Source organism: Xanthomonas sp. 3075 (genome assembly GCF_014197275.1).
GTDB lineage: Bacteria > Pseudomonadota > Gammaproteobacteria > Xanthomonadales > Xanthomonadaceae > Xanthomonas > Xanthomonas campestris_B.
In genome coordinates this window covers 331,036-346,492 of the sequence record NZ_JACIFI010000001.1, presented here as the reverse complement: position 1 = coordinate 346,492, position 15,457 = coordinate 331,036, and the positions used below count along the sequence as shown (strand labels likewise).

Sequence of the window (15,457 nt, the reverse complement as noted above, 5' to 3'; positions counted from 1 at the left end):
GGGCCGGGATTCGGGAATCGGGAGTGGGGAATTGGTTGAAGCAGTAACCGGAGGTCGGGACTTAATCGCGCATCCGCGCAGCATCGTAGCGCGTGCGCGCGATTCTAAAGACTACGTGCCGTGCTGCTGCCGTTTCCAATCCCGAATGCCCAATGCCCAATCCCCGCCCCTCACACCGCGAACTGCTCGCTGAAAATGCGTTCTTCCAGATTGTGTTCGGGATCGAACAGCAGCGTCACCTGGCGCTGCGTGGATTCGCGGATGGTCACTTCGACCACGTCGCGGATCTCGTGCGAGTCGGCGGTGACGCTGACCGGACGCTTGTACGGGTCCAGCACGCGGAAACGCACCTCGGTATCGGCCTTGAGGATGGCGCCACGCCAGCGACGCGGGCGGTAAGGGGCGATCGGAGTCAGCGCCAGGGTATGCGAACCCAGCGGCAGGATCGGCCCATGTGCGGAATAGTTGTACGCGGTGCTGCCGGCCGGGGTGGCGACCATCACGCCGTCGCCGATCAGCTCGGCGATGCGGGTCTGGCCGTTGAGGTCCACGCTCAAATGCGCGGCTTGACGGGTCTGCCGCAACAGCGAGACCTCGTTATAGGCCAGCGAGCCTGCGCTGGTCCCGGACTCGGTCTGCACCAGCATTTCCAGCGGACGCAGGTAGGCGGGCTCGGCACGTTGCAGGCGCGCGAGCAGATTGTCTTCGTCGTCGCGGTAGTGGTTCATCAGGAACCCGACCGAGCCCAGCTTCATGCCGAACACCGGCTTGTCGGAAGCACCATGCCGATGCAGGGTCTGCAGCATGAAGCCATCTCCGCCCAGGGCGCACACGATGTCGGCAGTGTCCAGCGAATGATCGCCGTAGCGCTGCACCAGACGTGCGCGCGCGGTCACTGCCGGTTCGGCAGGACTGGCGAGAAAGGCGATGCGAGGTGGTGCGTTCATCGTTGACTCCAATACATGCGAATCAGCATACCCCAGCCCTGTGCCGGGCTTGTTGGGGGCCGCACCCTGCCCTCGCATACCTGGCCGCGCCTGCGCCTGCGCGATCAAGGGAGACCGACGAGCCGGCGTGCGGCAGCCAAGCGGGCGCGGACACGACCGATAGCGCAACGCGCACCCCGGGCCGGCAGACGCGACCCGGGCGACCTTACGCCGTCAACCGCCACGCCCGATGAATCCGCGCATGCCGTTCGAAATCCGGATCGATCGTACGCGGGCTGATTTCCTCGCACTGCGCGAACTCGGCCACCAGCTCCTCGTCCAGCTTGAAGCGACGGAAATTGTTGGAGAAATACAGCACCCCGCCCGGTGCCAGCCGCGCCACTGCCGCACGCAGCAGGCGCACGTGCTCGCGCTGGATGTCGAAGTCTTCGGCGCGCGCGGAGTTGGAGAAGGTCGGCGGGTCGCAGAAGATCACGTCGAAATGCGCGCGCTCGGCTTCCAGCCAGGCCAGCGCATCGGCCTGCACCAGCTTGTGCTTGCTGCCGGCCTGGCCGTTCAAGGCCAGGTTGTCGGCGCACCACTGCAGATAGGTGCCGGACAGATCCACGCTGGTGGTGGAGCTCGCGCCGGCCACCGCCGCCTGCACGCTGGCCACGCCGGTGTAGCAGAACAGATTGAGAAAGCGCCGCCCCCTGGATTGCGTGGCCATGGTGCCGCGCAACGGGCGATGGTCCAGAAACAGGCCGGTGTCCAGGTAATCGAACAGATTCACCCGCAGCAAGGCGCCGTGCTCACGCACATTGATGACCTCATTGCGCTGCTCGAAGCGGCCGTACTTGCTGCCGCCCTTGCCACGCTCGCGCGATTTGAGCGCCACGCGCTCGCCCGGCACCTCGAACACCTCGCGCGCGGCGGCCAGCAGTTCGCCCAGACGACGGCGCACATCGGCTTCGGGAATCGTCGCCGGCGCTGCGTATTCCTGCACATGCAGAAACACGCGGCGATCGCCATCGGCTTGCTGATACACGTCGATGGCGGCGGAATATTCCGGCAGATCGGCGTCGTAGGCGCGGAAGCATTCGATGCCTTCGCGCGCGCGCCACTTCTTGAACTTCTGCAGATTCTTGCGCAAACGGTTTGCGACCATCTGCGCACCTTCGCTGAGCGCGGTCGGTGCGGCCAACGGGGTGCGCCGCGGCACCGCGATCGGGTCGCAGACGATCAACGCGCATTCGATCGCGCCGTTGAACAGCTGATACTTCTTGCCCGCGCGCAGCCCGGTGGCATAGGCCAGCTCGGCATTGCCGCACAGCAGGCTGGCCCGCCATTGCGGCACGGCGCGCTGCAAGGTATCGCCCAGGCGGCGGTACAGCGCCGCGTCGGCCGCCAGACGCTCGTCGTAAGGCGGATTGCACACCACCACGCCGGTGGCCTGCGGCGGAGTCTGCAGATCGCCCACCTCACGCACGCCGAACCAGATCGCCTCGGCCACGCCGGCCACCTGCGCGTTCTCCTTGGCCGCGCGGATCGCATGCGGATCCATGTCGCTGCCGTGGATCACCTGCTTGAGCGCGGCGCGGCCGAGACTGTCGCGCTCGCGCGCGTCGCTCACCAGCTGCTGCCAGCCCTCGCGGTCAAAGCCGCGCCAGCGGCTGGGGAGATCACTGCCATAGCGCTGCAGCCCGGGCGCGACGTCGGCGGCCATCAGCGCGCCTTCGATCAACAAGGTGCCGCTGCCGCACATCGGATCCAGCAGGCCACCGCCCTCGGCGTACGCGCGCGGCCAACCGCCGCGCAGCAACACCGCTGCGGCCAGGTTTTCCTTCAGCGGCGCTTCGTTCTGCGCCATGCGCCAGCCGCGCCGATGCAGCGGGCCGCCGCCCAGATCCACCGAGATGGTGGCGCGGCCCTTGCGCAGCGACAGGTTCAGGCGCAGATCCGGGCTTTCCACATCCACCGACGGGCGCTCCAGGCCCTGCCGGCGCATGGTGTCGACCACCGCGTCCTTGATCCGCTGCGCCGCGTACCGCGCGTGCGTGATCGCGGTCCCGGAGACATGCGCATCCACCGACAGCGTGTGGCCGACGGACAGGTGCTCGTCCCACGGCAACTCGGACACGCCGGCATACAGCGCGTCCTCGTCCGGGCAATCGAACTCGCTCAACGGCCACAGCACGCGACTGGCCAGGCGCGACCACAGGACGGCGCGTTGCGCGTCACGCATGTCGCCCTCGACGTTGACGCCGGAGATGGTGGCAGTGGCCTTGCTGGCGCCGAGCGACAGCAGCTCGTCGGCAAGCAGGTATTCCAGGCCCTTGGCACAGGATGCGAAGAATTTCACGTAGGCAGGTATCGATAAAGACGCTGGCCGTGGGGGCGAGCGTGGGAGCAGGACGCTGGGCCGGCGCCCGGAGGGGCAAAGCCGTGGCCGCTGCGGGCGGGGCGCAAATGGTCGGCCATCGGAGCCGGCTTTACCAGCCCGGTGGCCGGATGGCCCGCTACGCGGTTCACCACGGCGCCAGCCGCCACTGCGGCTGCGCGGTATCCAGGCGCTGCCGCAGCCCCAGCCGCTGCAGGAACGCGGCATCGTGCGAAGCGACGATCAGTGCACCGGCATAGCTGCGCAGCAGCGCTTCGATCGCGTCCACCGAGGCCAGATCCAGGTGGTTGGTCGGCTCGTCCAGCAAGAGCAACTGCGCCGGCTGCGCCCGGTACAGCGCGCAGGCCAACGCCGCCTTGAGCCGCTGCCCGCCGCTGAGCTGGCCGGTGGGCAGGTCGGCGCGTGTCTGATCCAGTCCCAGCAACGCCAGGCGCAGCCGCTGTGCGTGGGCCTGTGCGCCCGGGTCTGCATCCTGCAGGTGTGCAGCGGCCGAACGCGCCGGATCCAGCAACCCCACGTCCTGGTCCAGATACGCCACCGGTACATGCACCTCGCACCGCCCTGCGCTGGGCTGCAGGCGCCCGGCCAACAGCTGCAGCAACGCCGACTTCCCGCTGCCGTTGGGGCCGACCAGGCCAATCCGCAGCGGCCCATGCAACAACAGTTCCAGCCGTCGCCCGCCCAGTCGCCCGTTTGCAAGTTCCACCTGCCGCAGCGTCGCCAACCGCCGCGATGCGACGCCGGCTGGCGTTGCCGGCGCCAGCAACGCGATTGTCGAATCGATCTCCACCTGCGCTGCGGCCTGCACCACCGCCTCGCGCAGCCGCGCCTGTTCGGCCTGATGGTGCTGTTGCAGCCGGCCGGCGCTGACCTCGCTGCGCTGCTTCTGCCCGCCGAGCAGGATCGATGCCTGATTGGCCTGCCCGGCGGCACGTGCGCCCCGCGCCTGGCGTTGTTGTTGACGCCGATGCTGCTCGCGCAGCGCCTGCTCGCCGCGCGCGCGTGCGTGCTTGCGCTGGGCCAGCAGATCGCCGGCCGCCTGCTGTTCCAGCGCGCGCTGCTGCGCATAGAACGCGTAATTGCCGCCGTAGCTGCGGAGCCCGTGGGCAGACACTTCGACGATGCGCTGCATCGTGTCCAGCAACAGGCGATCGTGGCTGATCACCAGCAAGCCAGCGCTCCATGCCTGCAATTGATCCATCAGCCGCTGGCGTTGCGGGCCATCCAGGTGATTGCTGGGCTCGTCCAGAATCAACAGGTCCGGCTGGGTCACAAACGCGCCGGCCAGCGCCACGCGCATCGCTTCGCCGCCGCTGAGTTGCGCGGACAGTGCTCGCGGATCGCGCCCTCCCAACCCTTGCCGTTCGAGTTCTGCGGCGAAGTGTTCGTGTGCCGTCCAGCGCTCGCCGACCAGTTCGAAATCGTCTGGCGCAACGCTACCGGCGGCGATCCTGTCCAACGCATCCAGCAGCGGCGCAATCCCGGCCAAGTCGGCAATGCGCTGCCCCGGCGCAACGCTCACCCGCTGCGGCAGGTAATGCACGCTGCCGTTGCGCACGCAGCGCCCGGCGCTGGGCAGCAACTCGCCGGCCAGCAGGCGTCCCAGTACGCTCTTGCCCACACCATTACGCCCGACCAGGCCAGTGGCGCGTTGGTCGATGTGGATACTCAAATCGGAAAATAGCGGGCTGCCATCGGGCAGCGCATACGCCACGCTTTGCAGCGTCAGCGACGGACAGGTCATCAGCGTCTCCATTGCATGCCAGCACACGCACCGATCCAACCGGATCAGCAGCGGGTCAGGCCGTCATCACGACGGCGGCATCAATGGCGCATTGGACCGATCCTCAGGCAGTTGCTGTGCGACCAGTCTAACCCTGCAGGTGCTGCGACAACACCCGCGCAGTGAGCGGCCACCGCGTGCACTCAGCCCAAGCCGAATGCCGGGTGATAGGACACATCGGCGAGCGGCAGCAGGCGGTCGCCGAATGCCAGCGCCTGCAGCTCGGAGACGGGCACATCGGGCACTACCAGCCCCGGCTCCACCGCAAAGCCCAGCCGCTGGAAGAACGCCGGCTCGCCAAGCGCCAGACAACCGGCTGCGCCCCGCTCGCGCAAGCTGGCCAGTGCGGCCTGCACCAACCGCGTGCCCAGCCCTTGACGTTGGTGTCCCGGCCCCACTGCCAGCGGCCCCAGCGCGTACCAACCGGGCGAATCGTCCGACAGCGACACCGGTGACACCGCCACATGGCCGACGACATAGCCGTCATGGTCGGCCACCAACGACAACGCCAGTGCGCCGTCGTCGCGCAAGGCGGCGATCACGTGCTGTTCGTCATGCCGGCTGTGCTCGGCGCGCATGAACGCGACCATCGTCAGGATCTCGATGGCGGCTGCATCGCCTTCGCTGGCTTCGCGGATCAGGACGTTCATCGGCAATCCTGCAGGCAACAGTCGATCGGGCGGCGGCGCATCACAGGCTCTGCAACAGTTCGGCGAACGCACGTGCAGAGGCATCCACATGCGCCGCGAGGCGATGATCGTCATCGACCAACAACAGGCGCGCACCACGCGGCTGCGCCCAGGCGATCACATCGCTGGCAGGAATCAGTTCGTCGCGCCAGGCATGCACGATCGAAATCGGTATCTGCGCCGCATCCAGCGCCGGCAAGGGCCCCATCCGGGTTGGCGGCACCATCAGAAACAATCCGCGCGTGGGCACCTGCAGCGACACCTGCGCGGCGACATACGAGCCCAGGCTGGAACCGACCAACACCAGCGGGCCCCTGTCGGCGGCCGCACGCGCGATGTCCAGCAAGCGTTGCAGGCGGCCACGCACATCGCCGAGCGCACTCACCTCGCGGCGCGCATCCAGGTCGGTGTAATCGGGGCGCTCGTGCGTCCAGCCCAGCTGCTCGGCGACATTGGCCAAGGCAGTGACTTTCAGCGCGTCGGGACCGCTTTCGAACCCGTGCGACAGGATGCAGTGACCGCGACTCATAGCGCCTGCACCGTATCGCCAAGGCGCAGCACGCCGCCACGCAGGATACGGGCGCACAGCCCACCATGGCCGCGCATGGCGTTATAGCCACCGGCACCCAATGCATCTTCCATGCGCGAACACGGATCGCACGGATCGGTGCCTTCCAGCTCGACCTCGCCGATGCGAAAGCGCCGCCCTTTCAAGGCGATCAACGGAATGCCCGAGACCATCAGATTGCGCCGCAACATGGCGGCCGCAATCGTTGCGTGACCGGTCAGTGCCGCAATCACCGGCAGGTGCTCGGCCTGGATCAAGGTCACGCCGCGCTTGCCGCTGCCGCCCTTGTAGCGATCACCGACCAGGCCAATGCCGGTGGTGGCCTGCGCCGCGTCCACCTCGATCATGTCCACATCGCGCGCCGGGCGCACGCCGATCCAGGTCAGCTGACCGGTCTGCGGGAGCGTTGCCATCAATTTGCCCAATGGGCTGTCGGGATTCAAAGCCATCGTCGAATGCTAGCATTCGTCCCATGTCCGATGCCGTCCTGCCGTCTCCGCCGATCACCTACGCACCGTTGTCCTACGAATCGCGGCTGGCGCGCCGCGCGCTCACCCAGATCGACATGGTGGTCATCCATTGCACCGAGTTGCCGGACATGGCGATGGCGCGCGAATACGGCGAGCGCGTGCTGTACGACAGCGGCACTGGCAACAGCGGGCATTACTACATCGATCGCAACGGCAGCATCCAGCAATACGTCGCCCTGGAGCGCGTCGCCCACCACGTGCGCGGCCACAACCCGCATACGCTGGGCATCGAACTGGTCAACAGCGGCCGTTATCCGCATTGGCTGGATTCGCGCCACCAGACGATGACCGAGCCGTATCCGCCGGCGCAGATCGCCGCACTGATCACGCTGCTGCAGTGGCTGCAACAACAGCTGCCGTCGGTGCGCCGGATCGCCGGGCACCAGGCCCTGGACACCACCCAGGAAGCGGCCAGCGACGATCCGTCGCGCAAGATCCAACGCAAGCTCGACCCCGGCCCGCTGTTCCCGTGGCCGCAGATCGAAGCTGCGGTGAGTTGGTCGCATACGCCGCGCTGAGCGCGTTACCTGACGCGTGCACGAGGTGTCGGTGCGGCAAGCCGCCGCGTGTCGACGCAACCTGGCGATGCGGTCAGCAAGCCCTGCAACACTCCCCCGCCCTGCACAGCGAGTGTCTCGCCGACATGCGGCCTTCAAGCAGCCCTGCGCACTCGCGTTGGCCGCGCTTGCATGCCGCAATCAACGCGCATCACAGAGGTCGGGGTCACTCGCATCGCGCTCAGCGCTCCGCTGCGCGATACGTCATCTCGCCTGCATTCACCGCCACATCCAGCCGGTTTTCTGGTGGGGCGATCGGGCAAACCACATGCTGCGTCAGCGCGCAGGGAGGGTTTTCTGCCAGATTGAAATCGAGCGTGACGCGGCCATCGCGTGGCAGCGGCGTGTAGAGATAGCGTGCGCCGCCATAACTCTCCTTGCCACTGGTGCGATCGGCAAACAGGAAAAACAGCCCTTTCCCGTCCTCGCGCAACAGCGGCTGCAACCGATATTGCTGGCCATTGCGCGAAAACACCGCTTCGCCGAGCAGCTCTACCGTCAGCGGTGTACCGATCGAGGTCAGCAAGATCGTCGTACGCGGTTTGGCATAGGGCTGCCACTGGGCCTGGATACGCCAACGCGGGTCGGTCGGGAAATATTCCAGACCATCGAACTGCTTCAGCGCCGCCGCCGTCGGGTCGCGGAACCGCCAGCCGAACAGGCTGCCGGTCTGCACCACATAGAACTCCCGGCCGTCGACATCCAGGCGATCGCCGCGCTGCCCTGCCCGTTCCGAATCCAGGGTGACCTGGTCGACGCGCCGGCCATTCAAGGTAACCACTGCACCGGCGGCGGCCTTGAAGTAGACGTAGCCGTGGTTGTCCAGGCTCAGCCTCCCCAACTGCGCAGGACCGGCCGGCAACACGATATCGCTGTGCGGATCGCTGCCCACGCGATACTGGCCCGCACGCACGCGACCGGAGCCGGTGTAGCTCAGCCAGCCGTCGGGCGCGCGCAACTGCTTCAACCGCTGTGCACGCGCGTGCGCCAGCTCGAGCTGGTACGCCACCCCGGCGCCATCGCCTTTTCGATGACCGGCAACCCGCGCATCGCTGGCGCCAGTCGTCGACCCTGCCGAACACGCAGTCATCAACGACGCCGCGACGCATAACGCGCCAACTTGCAACTGCAACCGCATGCATTCACCCAGCACTGCGAGAAACTGCGCTCCGCGCAGCGAGTCTGCGTCCCCCACAGACCACCGTTCCTGCGGCTATTGTGCCTGCAATCAGGTCGTGGTCGCGACCGGTCGCGACCGATCCTGCAACCAACCACTCCAGGAACCGGCGTAAACACGCGCACCCGACAACCCGGCAACTTCCAGCGCCAGCAGCAGATGGCAGGCGGTCACGCCGGATCCGCACATCACCACCACCTGCTCGGGCCGATACGCACCCAGCAGCGCAGACAACTCGGCACGCAATTCGTCGGCCGGTTTGAAACGCCCATCGCGCAGGCTCAGACCCAGCGGGCGACTCAGCGCACCCGGCACATGGCCGGCCACCGGATCGATCGGCTCCACCTCCCCGCGAAAGCGCTCGCCCGCGCGCGCATCCAGCAACCAGCCCGGCGCCTGATCCAACCGCGCCAGGATCTGCTCGGCCTCGACCACGGCGTCGTGATCGAAACTGCCCGGATAGGCCGGACCGTCGCTCAGCTCCGAATGCTCGGTGGTTTCCGGCAATCCGGCAGCGCGCCAGGCGGAAAACCCGCCATCGAGCACCGCCACACGGCGATGCCCCATCAGTCGCAACATCCACCATGCCCGCGCGGCGGCCATGCTGCCGTCGCCGGCGTCGTAAACCACCACCTGGCTGTCAGGATCGATACCCCACGCGCCCAGACGCTTGGCGAAGGCAGCGCTCTGCGGCAGCGGATGGCGCCCCTGCGCAGGCCGCGACAGATCGGCCAGATCGGTATCGAGATCGGCGTACTGCGCGCCTGGCAGATGCCCCTGTGCGTATGCCTTGCGTGCGGCGTCCGGGTCCGGCGCGGTCGGCGGCGCTGCGCGCGCGTCCAGCAAGCGCAGTTGCGGATGCTGCAGGGCGGCCGCCAGCGTGGTGCTGTCGACCAGCGTGGTCCAGTTGAGCTCAGTCCTCATGCAACCTGCTCCAGGCGACGACGAAGATTCAGAAGGATGGCCGCAGTGGCGCCCCAGATGCGCTGCCCGGGCCAGTCGTATTCCAACACCTGGCGCGGCCGACCGCGAAACTCCAGCGCCACGCTGCGCAGATTATCCGGGTCCATCAGGTAGGCCAACGGCACCTCGAACACCTCGGCCACTTCATCAGGCTGCGGTACCGGCACGAATGCCGGGTCGATCACCGCAACCACCGGCGTCACGCGAAAACCGCTCACGGTCAAAAACGGATCCAGATAGCCCAGCGCATGCACCTGATCGGCGCCAAGCGCGATCTCTTCGCAACTCTCACGCAAGGCGGCGGCGGCCACATCGGCATCCGACGGCTCGATCCGCCCACCCGGAAAGCTGACCTGTCCGGCGTGGTGGCGCAGGCTGTCGGTACGCCGCGTCAACAGCACCATGGTGCCCTGCGCGCGCGGCACCAGACCGCACAGCACAGCGGCCTCGGCGGACGCACCCGCCTCGGTCAGATCGATCAATTCGGCATGATTCCAGCCCGGCCCGGCAGGCGCGGTCTCCAGCGGATACAACGCCCGCCGCAGTTGCGCAGACTCGGGCAAGCGCGCAGCCAGGGCGCGTGCAGGCAGCACCGTGTGCAGATACCGCTGGCGTTCGGCGTCGCTCATGCTCATCCAACGTGCAATTTCATCAAGACTGCGCAAGCAGCCGACGCAGTGCGACTGCGCGTCCAACGAACATACACCGATACACGGGCTGGGCAGACTGCTGGGATCGGAATCGGTGCCTGTCATCGCTCGCTCCTGCCACCGCTGCGTCGCGCACCGGTCCATGTCATCGGCCACCGATGCGATAAACGACAACGCCGGCCTGGTGGCCGGCGTTGTCAACGCACCATCAAACGCAATTACTTGACGCTGACCAGCTTGATCTCGAACTGCACAGCCACGTTCGGCGGGAACGGCGTCCGCGGATCGGCACCGTATGCCTTTTCCGGCGGCAGGGTCACTTCCCACTTCGAACCGGCCGGCATCTGCAGCAGCGTGTCGCGCATGGCCTGCATTTCGACTTCGCTGACCTTGATGGCCGGGATCTGCTGGGCCGGACGTGCCTTCTCGCGGTCGCCGAAGGGGAACGGACCGGCCACTTCCAGCTGCACGGTGCTGGCCTGGGTCGGCTTGGCGCCCTTGCCTGCCTCGATCACGCGGTACTGCACGCCGCTCGGCAGCGTCTGCACTCCAGCGGTGCCCTTGTTCTTGGCCAGGAACTGGTCGCTCTTGGTCTTGTTGGCGGCAGCGGCCTTTTCGTACTCGGCCTTGGCTTGCTGGGCACGGCCCTGCTCACGCTTCTGGAACGCTTCGACGGCCGGCTTCAGCTGGTCGGCGGTGATTGCCGGCTGCTTCTTGGCATAGGCGTCCTGCAACCCCTTTACCACCGAGTTGATGTCGAGCTGCTCGCCGCGACCGGTGAGCTCGGCAAGGTTGTTGCCGTAGTCATAACCGAAGTAGTAGCTCAACTTGCCCTTCTCGGACGTCGTGTCCTGGGCCAGTGCATTGCCCGTCAGGGCCAGGGCCGCCACAGCGACCGCGATAGAACGCAACTTCATCAAACAATTCTCCAGGGTGGTGGCACAGGACGGGTCTGCCGCCTGAGATGACGCGCTAGGATAGCGGCCGCGATACCGAACCGCTACTTATCACGAAAGCTATGACCAGCAAGGCTTTCGGAAGTTCCGCATTTACTAATTTTTTACGTTCGCAAGGATTTCCATGTCCAGTCACGTCATTCTGATCGCCGACCACGCCAGTGTACGGACGATCACGGTCAATCGACCGGACAAACTGAACGCCTTGAACCAGGAAACGCTGCGGGCACTGGACCAGGCGTTCCTGGATGCCGCAGGCGCGGACAACGTACGCGCGGTGATTCTCACCGGCGCCGGCCCCAAGGCGTTTGTCGCAGGCGCCGATATCGCTGAAATGTGCGATCTGTCGGCGATGCGGGGACGCGAGTTCTCGCTGCTCGGCCAGCACCTGATGCGCCGCATCGAGCGGATGCCCAAGCCGGTGATCGCGATGGTGAATGGATTTGCGCTCGGCGGCGGGCTGGAACTGGCCATGGCCTGCCATCTGCGCATCGCCGCATCCACCGCACGCCTGGGACAGCCGGAAATCAATCTCGGCCTGATTCCCGGCTTCGGCGGCACGCAACGGCTGTTGCGCCTGACCGGGCGGGCGGCGGCGCTGGAGCTGTGCCTGCTCGGCCTGCCGATCGATGCGGCGCGCGCATTGCAGTTGGGTCTGGTCAACCGCGTGGTGGAGCCGGAGGCGTTGCAGGAAGAAACGCTGGCGTTGGCACAGCGCCTGGCCAATGCCGCACCGTTGGCCCTGCGCGGCATTCTGGATGCGGTGGTGTTCGGTGGCGAATGCGCCATCGAAGAAGGCCTGCAGCTGGAAACCGCGCAATTCGCGTTGCTGTTCGCCAGCGACGACATGCGCGAAGGCACCCGCGCGTTTCTCGACAAGCGCCCCGCGCATTTCCGCAATCGCTGATTCATCGACCATGACGTTCGACCCCACACCGGCAACGCGTCCGCTACCGCTGCAATTAGTCGACTGCGTGCAAGCCGACGATCTCGATCGCGCGCTGACACTCGGTTTGATGGAGTACCAGCCCGATCCACGCGACGACCTGCTGGACCCGGCGTGCCCGCATGTGCGCGCGATCGTGATGGCCGCACAGCACCGCCTGCGCGATGCCTGGGCCGCACGTGAACGCTACCGCGCACGCGCCGCACGTCTGCAACGTCGCGCCGCCGAACGCGATGCACGCCGAGCACCTGCACCCGTCCCAAGCCAACCGGCAACACCCGCGTTGCCGCCGCTGGCCGCCGCGATCCTGGCCCGCGCCAAGGCCAAGGCTGCCGGTGGAGCGCAGCCATGAACGAGGCACGTCCCGCTGCGCCGAGACGGCGCGGCAGCAATATGCGCAAAACCGACGTCCAGGAAATGTTCGAGCGCCTGCGCGAACTCAATCCGCACCCGACCACCGAGCTGGAATACACCACGCCGTTCGAGCTGTTGATCGCCGTGCTGCTATCGGCGCAGGCTACCGACGTCGGCGTCAACAAGGCCACCCGCAAGCTGTATCCGGTGGCCAACACGCCAGGCGCTATTCTGGAGCTTGGCGAAGAAGGCCTGAAGCGCTACATCGCCACCATCGGCCTGTTCAACGCCAAGGCAAAGAACGTCATCGCCACCTGCAAGATCCTGCTGGAGCAACACGGTGGCGAGGTGCCGCGCGATCGCGCGGCACTGGAGGCGCTACCGGGCGTCGGTCGCAAGACCGCGAACGTGGTGCTCAACACCGCGTACGGCGAGCCCACCATGGCGGTGGACACGCATATCTTCCGCGTCGCCAACCGCACCGGTCTTGCGCCGGGCAAGGACGTGCGCGCGGTCGAGGACACGCTGGTCAAGGTCATTCCTGCGGACTTTCTGCATGACGCACATCACTGGCTGATTCTGCATGGCCGCTACGTCTGCAAGGCACGCAAACCCGATTGCCCAGGCTGCGTGATCCACGATCTATGCCGCTACCGCGACAAGACGCCTGCGCCAGCCGAACGGCCGACAATTCCCAAAAGCTGACGCAATCTGAATCAACATGGCTGACACGCCTTAGAGCGGCTAACAAAACGACCTCGCGTCAGCCTACTGCAGGCCGGCTGATCTGCGGCCTGGCTGCAGGGCCCTTGCCCGTCCAGCATCGCGGGACACGCTGCAAGGACGTCCTTGTAAGCTCTTACGCGGCATCCATGCCGCGTAAGGTCCCGCGACGCTGGACGGGCAAGGACCAGTCGAGATGGTCGGCATGCATGGGTTTAAACAAAGCAACCAGCGGAGTCTCTGGTGCGGTGTCCTCGCCGCTTGCGGGACCGTGTGGCGGCATGGATGCCGCCACCGAGCCTCCACGGACGGATTCACGGCGTGTCCCGCCAGCGGTGAGGGCACCGCGCATTCGACCCACTCCGTGTTTGATCTGGACTTCTGACTGCATCCACCAAGATACGACCGACAAAACCACTGCACTCACTGACAGGCGCTCGCTCGCCAGGTTTTGTTAGCTGCTCTTAGCAAAACCGTCGCAACAACTAGCCAGGCACCAGGCGTCTCGTATCAGCACGGCCAATCCCGGCGTTTCCGATTCCCCAATCCCGACTCCCGATTCCCGGCCAAAAAAATCGTGACCGGATGATGCGTCTTGCGGCGCCATGCATCACCCGGTCACGACAGAGGTCACCCGGCGCGGACGCCGGGCGTTTGCAGCAGGTTTACGCCGCCTTGGCTTGTTCCACGCGCTGTTCGACCAGCACGCTTTCCACCTTCGGCTGGCCTTCCACGCGTCGATCCAGCTCGTTCCAGTCCACTACCAGTTCGCAGCCGCGCGATGCCGCATTCCGGCTCCAGTCGCGCAACAACTCGATGCAGGCGTGGTCGACGTGATGCAGCTTGGCCACGTCCAGATGCAGTGCGGTATTGGGCGGCACACTTTCCAGCGTCCGCGCCATCGCCGGCACTTTCAGGAACGTGGCCGAGCCCTGCAGGGTCAGATGCATTTCGTCCTTCTTGTGCTCGTGCTCGCGCACGTCCACTTTCAGGCGCGAGGAGTGCAGGGCCAGACGGAACAGCGACAGACCGAAGCCGATCAACACACCGGTCAGCAGGTCGGTCGCCACGATCGCAAAGGTGGTCGCCAGGTAGATCGCCGCAGTGCCACGACCATAGGTCGCCAGCTCCTTGACCTGCCCGATCTTGATCATCTTCACGCCCGTGTAGACCAGGATGCCGGCCAGACACGCCACCGGCGTCATCCGCAACAGCCACGGCAGCAGCATCGCGAATACCAGCAACCAACTGCCATGCAGGATGGTCGATGCACGCGTGGCCGCACCTGCCTGCACATTGGCCGCGCTACGCACGATCACACCGGTCATCGGCAGTGCGCCCAGGAAACCGCACAGCATGTTGCCCACGCCCTGCGCCGCCAGCTCACGGTCGTACTGGGTGCGCGCGCCCTGATGCATGCGATCCACTGCCGCCGCCGACAGCAAGGTTTCCGCGCTGGCGATGAAGGCAAAGGTCACCGCGGAGACCAGCAAGGTGGCATTGAACACCCCGAAGATGTCCGAAAAGCTGGGAATGGTGATCGCCGAGAACAGGTTGGTCGGGACATCGACCTTGTTGACGTTCAGGCCCTGCAACTGCACCGTCGCGGTCACCACGACCACTGCGATCAACGCACCCGGCAAAAACCGCAGGCGCTGCGGGCGCAGCTTGTCCCACGCCAGGATGATGCCGATGGTGGCCAGACCCACGAACAACGCGGTGCGTCCGGTCCCTTCGGTGATCGCCTGCCATACAACGGCGGGCAATGCAGCGAAGTTTTCCAGACCGCGCGCCTTGGGAGCGGCGTCCATCAGCACGTGCGCCTGCGATGCCACGATCAGGATGCCGATACCCGACAACATACCGGCCACCACGGCCGGCGAGGTCATCCGGAACCACACGCCTGCGCGGCACAGACCGGCAACCAGCTGGATCGCACCGGCCAGCAGGATCACCGGGCCGAGCGCCGCGATGCCGTGCTCGCGGACCAGTTCAAACACCAACACAGCCAGGCCGGCGGCCGGTCCGCTCACCTGCAAGGGAGAGCCCGCCAGGAACCCGACGACCAGTCCACCGATGATGCCGGTGATCAAGCCTGTGGCAGGCGGCATGCCGGAAGCGATCGCAATGCCCATGCACAGCGGCAGCGCGACAAGAAAGACCACCACAGACGAAAGCAAATCACGTCCAAACAGTCCCTGACGGAAATATCCGCCGATACCCGATGTGTTCAT

16 protein-coding genes are annotated in these 15,457 nt (G+C 66.2%); 4 read left to right on the top strand and 12 right to left on the bottom strand.

The window, feature by feature from the left end; all coding sequences use genetic code 11:
• Positions 1-170: 170 nt before the first annotated feature.
• From GGR62_RS01540 to GGR62_RS01510, 7 genes are all read right to left on the bottom strand, one after another.
• The gene (locus GGR62_RS01540; protein WP_184406212.1) at positions 171-947 is read right to left on the bottom strand and encodes an NAD kinase; all 777 of its coding nucleotides are present in this window, start codon (positions 945-947) and stop codon (positions 171-173) included.
• Positions 948-1,152: 205 nt separating this feature from the next.
• Positions 1,153-3,288 (bottom strand): bifunctional 23S rRNA (guanine(2069)-N(7))-methyltransferase RlmK/23S rRNA (guanine(2445)-N(2))-methyltransferase RlmL, encoded by a 2,136-nt coding sequence (gene rlmKL, locus GGR62_RS01535; RefSeq protein ID WP_184406210.1) that lies wholly within the window; start codon positions 3,286-3,288, stop codon positions 1,153-1,155.
• Positions 3,285-3,476 carry a hypothetical protein gene (locus tag GGR62_RS21385; RefSeq protein ID WP_184406209.1) on the bottom strand — a complete coding sequence of 64 codons (192 nt, stop codon included), beginning with the start codon at positions 3,474-3,476 and terminating at the stop codon, positions 3,285-3,287. The genes rlmKL and GGR62_RS21385 overlap by 4 nt, the downstream gene beginning before the upstream one ends.
• Positions 3,455-5,071 (bottom strand): ATP-binding cassette domain-containing protein, encoded by a 1,617-nt coding sequence (locus GGR62_RS01525; RefSeq protein WP_184406207.1) that lies wholly within the window; start codon positions 5,069-5,071, stop codon positions 3,455-3,457. Before GGR62_RS01525 ends, GGR62_RS21385 begins: the two co-directional genes overlap by 22 nt.
• 182 nt (positions 5,072-5,253) lie before the next feature.
• Positions 5,254-5,760 carry an N-acetyltransferase gene (locus GGR62_RS01520; RefSeq protein WP_184406205.1) on the bottom strand — a complete coding sequence of 169 codons (507 nt, stop codon included), beginning with the start codon at positions 5,758-5,760 and terminating at the stop codon, positions 5,254-5,256.
• A 40-nt stretch (positions 5,761-5,800) separates the two neighbouring features.
• Positions 5,801-6,328: a YqiA/YcfP family alpha/beta fold hydrolase gene (locus GGR62_RS01515; protein ID WP_184406203.1), complete on the bottom strand. Its 528-nt coding sequence runs from the start codon at positions 6,326-6,328 to the stop codon at positions 5,801-5,803.
• A complete protein-coding gene (locus GGR62_RS01510; RefSeq protein WP_184406201.1) occupies positions 6,325-6,816 on the bottom strand; it encodes an MOSC domain-containing protein in 492 nt (163 codons plus the stop codon). Before GGR62_RS01510 ends, GGR62_RS01515 begins: the two co-directional genes overlap by 4 nt.
• 23 nt (positions 6,817-6,839) lie before the next feature.
• On the opposite strand from GGR62_RS01510, the gene GGR62_RS01505 reads away from it, so the two are divergent.
• The gene (locus GGR62_RS01505) at positions 6,840-7,415 is read left to right on the top strand and encodes an N-acetylmuramoyl-L-alanine amidase (protein ID WP_184406199.1); all 576 of its coding nucleotides are present in this window, start codon (positions 6,840-6,842) and stop codon (positions 7,413-7,415) included.
• Between the two features lie 220 nt (positions 7,416-7,635).
• Here the strand turns inward: GGR62_RS01505 and GGR62_RS01500 are convergent, their stop codons facing one another.
• The 4 genes from GGR62_RS01500 to GGR62_RS01485 form a co-directional block, all read right to left on the bottom strand.
• Complete coding sequence (locus GGR62_RS01500) at positions 7,636-8,592, bottom strand: DUF1684 domain-containing protein (protein ID WP_184406197.1); 957 nt, start codon at positions 8,590-8,592, stop codon at positions 7,636-7,638.
• Between the two features lie 90 nt (positions 8,593-8,682).
• On the bottom strand, positions 8,683-9,555 hold the full coding sequence (locus GGR62_RS01495) for a sulfurtransferase (protein WP_184406195.1): 873 nt from the start codon (positions 9,553-9,555) through the stop codon (positions 8,683-8,685).
• On the bottom strand, positions 9,552-10,349 hold the full coding sequence (locus GGR62_RS01490; RefSeq protein WP_184406194.1) for a CoA pyrophosphatase: 798 nt from the start codon (positions 10,347-10,349) through the stop codon (positions 9,552-9,554). The genes GGR62_RS01495 and GGR62_RS01490 overlap by 4 nt, the downstream gene beginning before the upstream one ends.
• A 113-nt stretch (positions 10,350-10,462) precedes the next feature.
• On the bottom strand, positions 10,463-11,161 hold the full coding sequence (locus GGR62_RS01485; RefSeq protein WP_184406192.1) for an FKBP-type peptidyl-prolyl cis-trans isomerase N-terminal domain-containing protein: 699 nt from the start codon (positions 11,159-11,161) through the stop codon (positions 10,463-10,465).
• Positions 11,162-11,324: 163 nt separating this feature from the next.
• Here GGR62_RS01485 and GGR62_RS01480 point away from each other — a divergent pair, with 163 nt between their 5' ends.
• Genes GGR62_RS01480 through nth form a run of 3 tightly spaced genes read left to right on the top strand, consistent with a single transcriptional unit; the run spans position 11,325 to position 13,205 of the window.
• Positions 11,325-12,107, top strand: a complete 783-nt coding sequence (locus tag GGR62_RS01480; protein ID WP_184406191.1) for an enoyl-CoA hydratase-related protein — start codon at positions 11,325-11,327, stop codon at positions 12,105-12,107.
• Between the two features lie 10 nt (positions 12,108-12,117).
• On the top strand, positions 12,118-12,498 hold the full coding sequence (locus GGR62_RS01475) for a hypothetical protein (protein ID WP_184406189.1): 381 nt from the start codon (positions 12,118-12,120) through the stop codon (positions 12,496-12,498).
• The gene (nth, locus tag GGR62_RS01470) at positions 12,495-13,205 is read left to right on the top strand and encodes an endonuclease III (RefSeq protein ID WP_184406187.1); all 711 of its coding nucleotides are present in this window, start codon (positions 12,495-12,497) and stop codon (positions 13,203-13,205) included. Before GGR62_RS01475 ends, nth begins: the two co-directional genes overlap by 4 nt.
• A gap of 683 nt (positions 13,206-13,888) precedes the next feature.
• Here nth and GGR62_RS01465 read toward each other — a convergent pair.
• Entirely contained in the window at positions 13,889-15,457 is a 1,569-nt protein-coding gene (locus tag GGR62_RS01465; protein WP_184406185.1) for a SulP family inorganic anion transporter, read from the bottom strand.

Excerpts from the sequence above, each read along its gene's own strand:
- GGR62_RS01525 (WP_184406207.1), bottom strand. The coding sequence starts at position 5,071 with ATGACCTGTCCGTCGCTGACGCTGCAAAGCGTGGCGTATGCGCTGCCC.
- GGR62_RS01485 (WP_184406192.1), bottom strand. The coding sequence starts at position 11,161 with ATGAAGTTGCGTTCTATCGCGGTCGCTGTGGCGGCCCTGGCCCTGACG.
- GGR62_RS01515 (WP_184406203.1), bottom strand. The coding sequence starts at position 6,328 with ATGAGTCGCGGTCACTGCATCCTGTCGCACGGGTTCGAAAGCGGTCCC.
- nth (WP_184406187.1), top strand. The coding sequence starts at position 12,495 with ATGAACGAGGCACGTCCCGCTGCGCCGAGACGGCGCGGCAGCAATATG.
- GGR62_RS01490 (WP_184406194.1), bottom strand. The coding sequence starts at position 10,349 with ATGACAGGCACCGATTCCGATCCCAGCAGTCTGCCCAGCCCGTGTATC.
- GGR62_RS01495 (WP_184406195.1), bottom strand. The coding sequence starts at position 9,555 with ATGAGGACTGAGCTCAACTGGACCACGCTGGTCGACAGCACCACGCTG.
- GGR62_RS01520 (WP_184406205.1), bottom strand. The coding sequence starts at position 5,760 with ATGAACGTCCTGATCCGCGAAGCCAGCGAAGGCGATGCAGCCGCCATC.
- GGR62_RS01475 (WP_184406189.1), top strand. The coding sequence starts at position 12,118 with ATGACGTTCGACCCCACACCGGCAACGCGTCCGCTACCGCTGCAATTA.
- GGR62_RS01500 (WP_184406197.1), bottom strand. The coding sequence starts at position 8,592 with ATGCGGTTGCAGTTGCAAGTTGGCGCGTTATGCGTCGCGGCGTCGTTG.
- GGR62_RS01510 (WP_184406201.1), bottom strand. The coding sequence starts at position 6,816 with ATGGCTTTGAATCCCGACAGCCCATTGGGCAAATTGATGGCAACGCTC.
- GGR62_RS01540 (WP_184406212.1), bottom strand. The coding sequence starts at position 947 with ATGAACGCACCACCTCGCATCGCCTTTCTCGCCAGTCCTGCCGAACCG.
- GGR62_RS01465 (WP_184406185.1), bottom strand. The coding sequence starts at position 15,457 with ATGAACACATCGGGTATCGGCGGATATTTCCGTCAGGGACTGTTTGGA.
- GGR62_RS01505 (WP_184406199.1), top strand. The coding sequence starts at position 6,840 with ATGTCCGATGCCGTCCTGCCGTCTCCGCCGATCACCTACGCACCGTTG.
- GGR62_RS01480 (WP_184406191.1), top strand. The coding sequence starts at position 11,325 with ATGTCCAGTCACGTCATTCTGATCGCCGACCACGCCAGTGTACGGACG.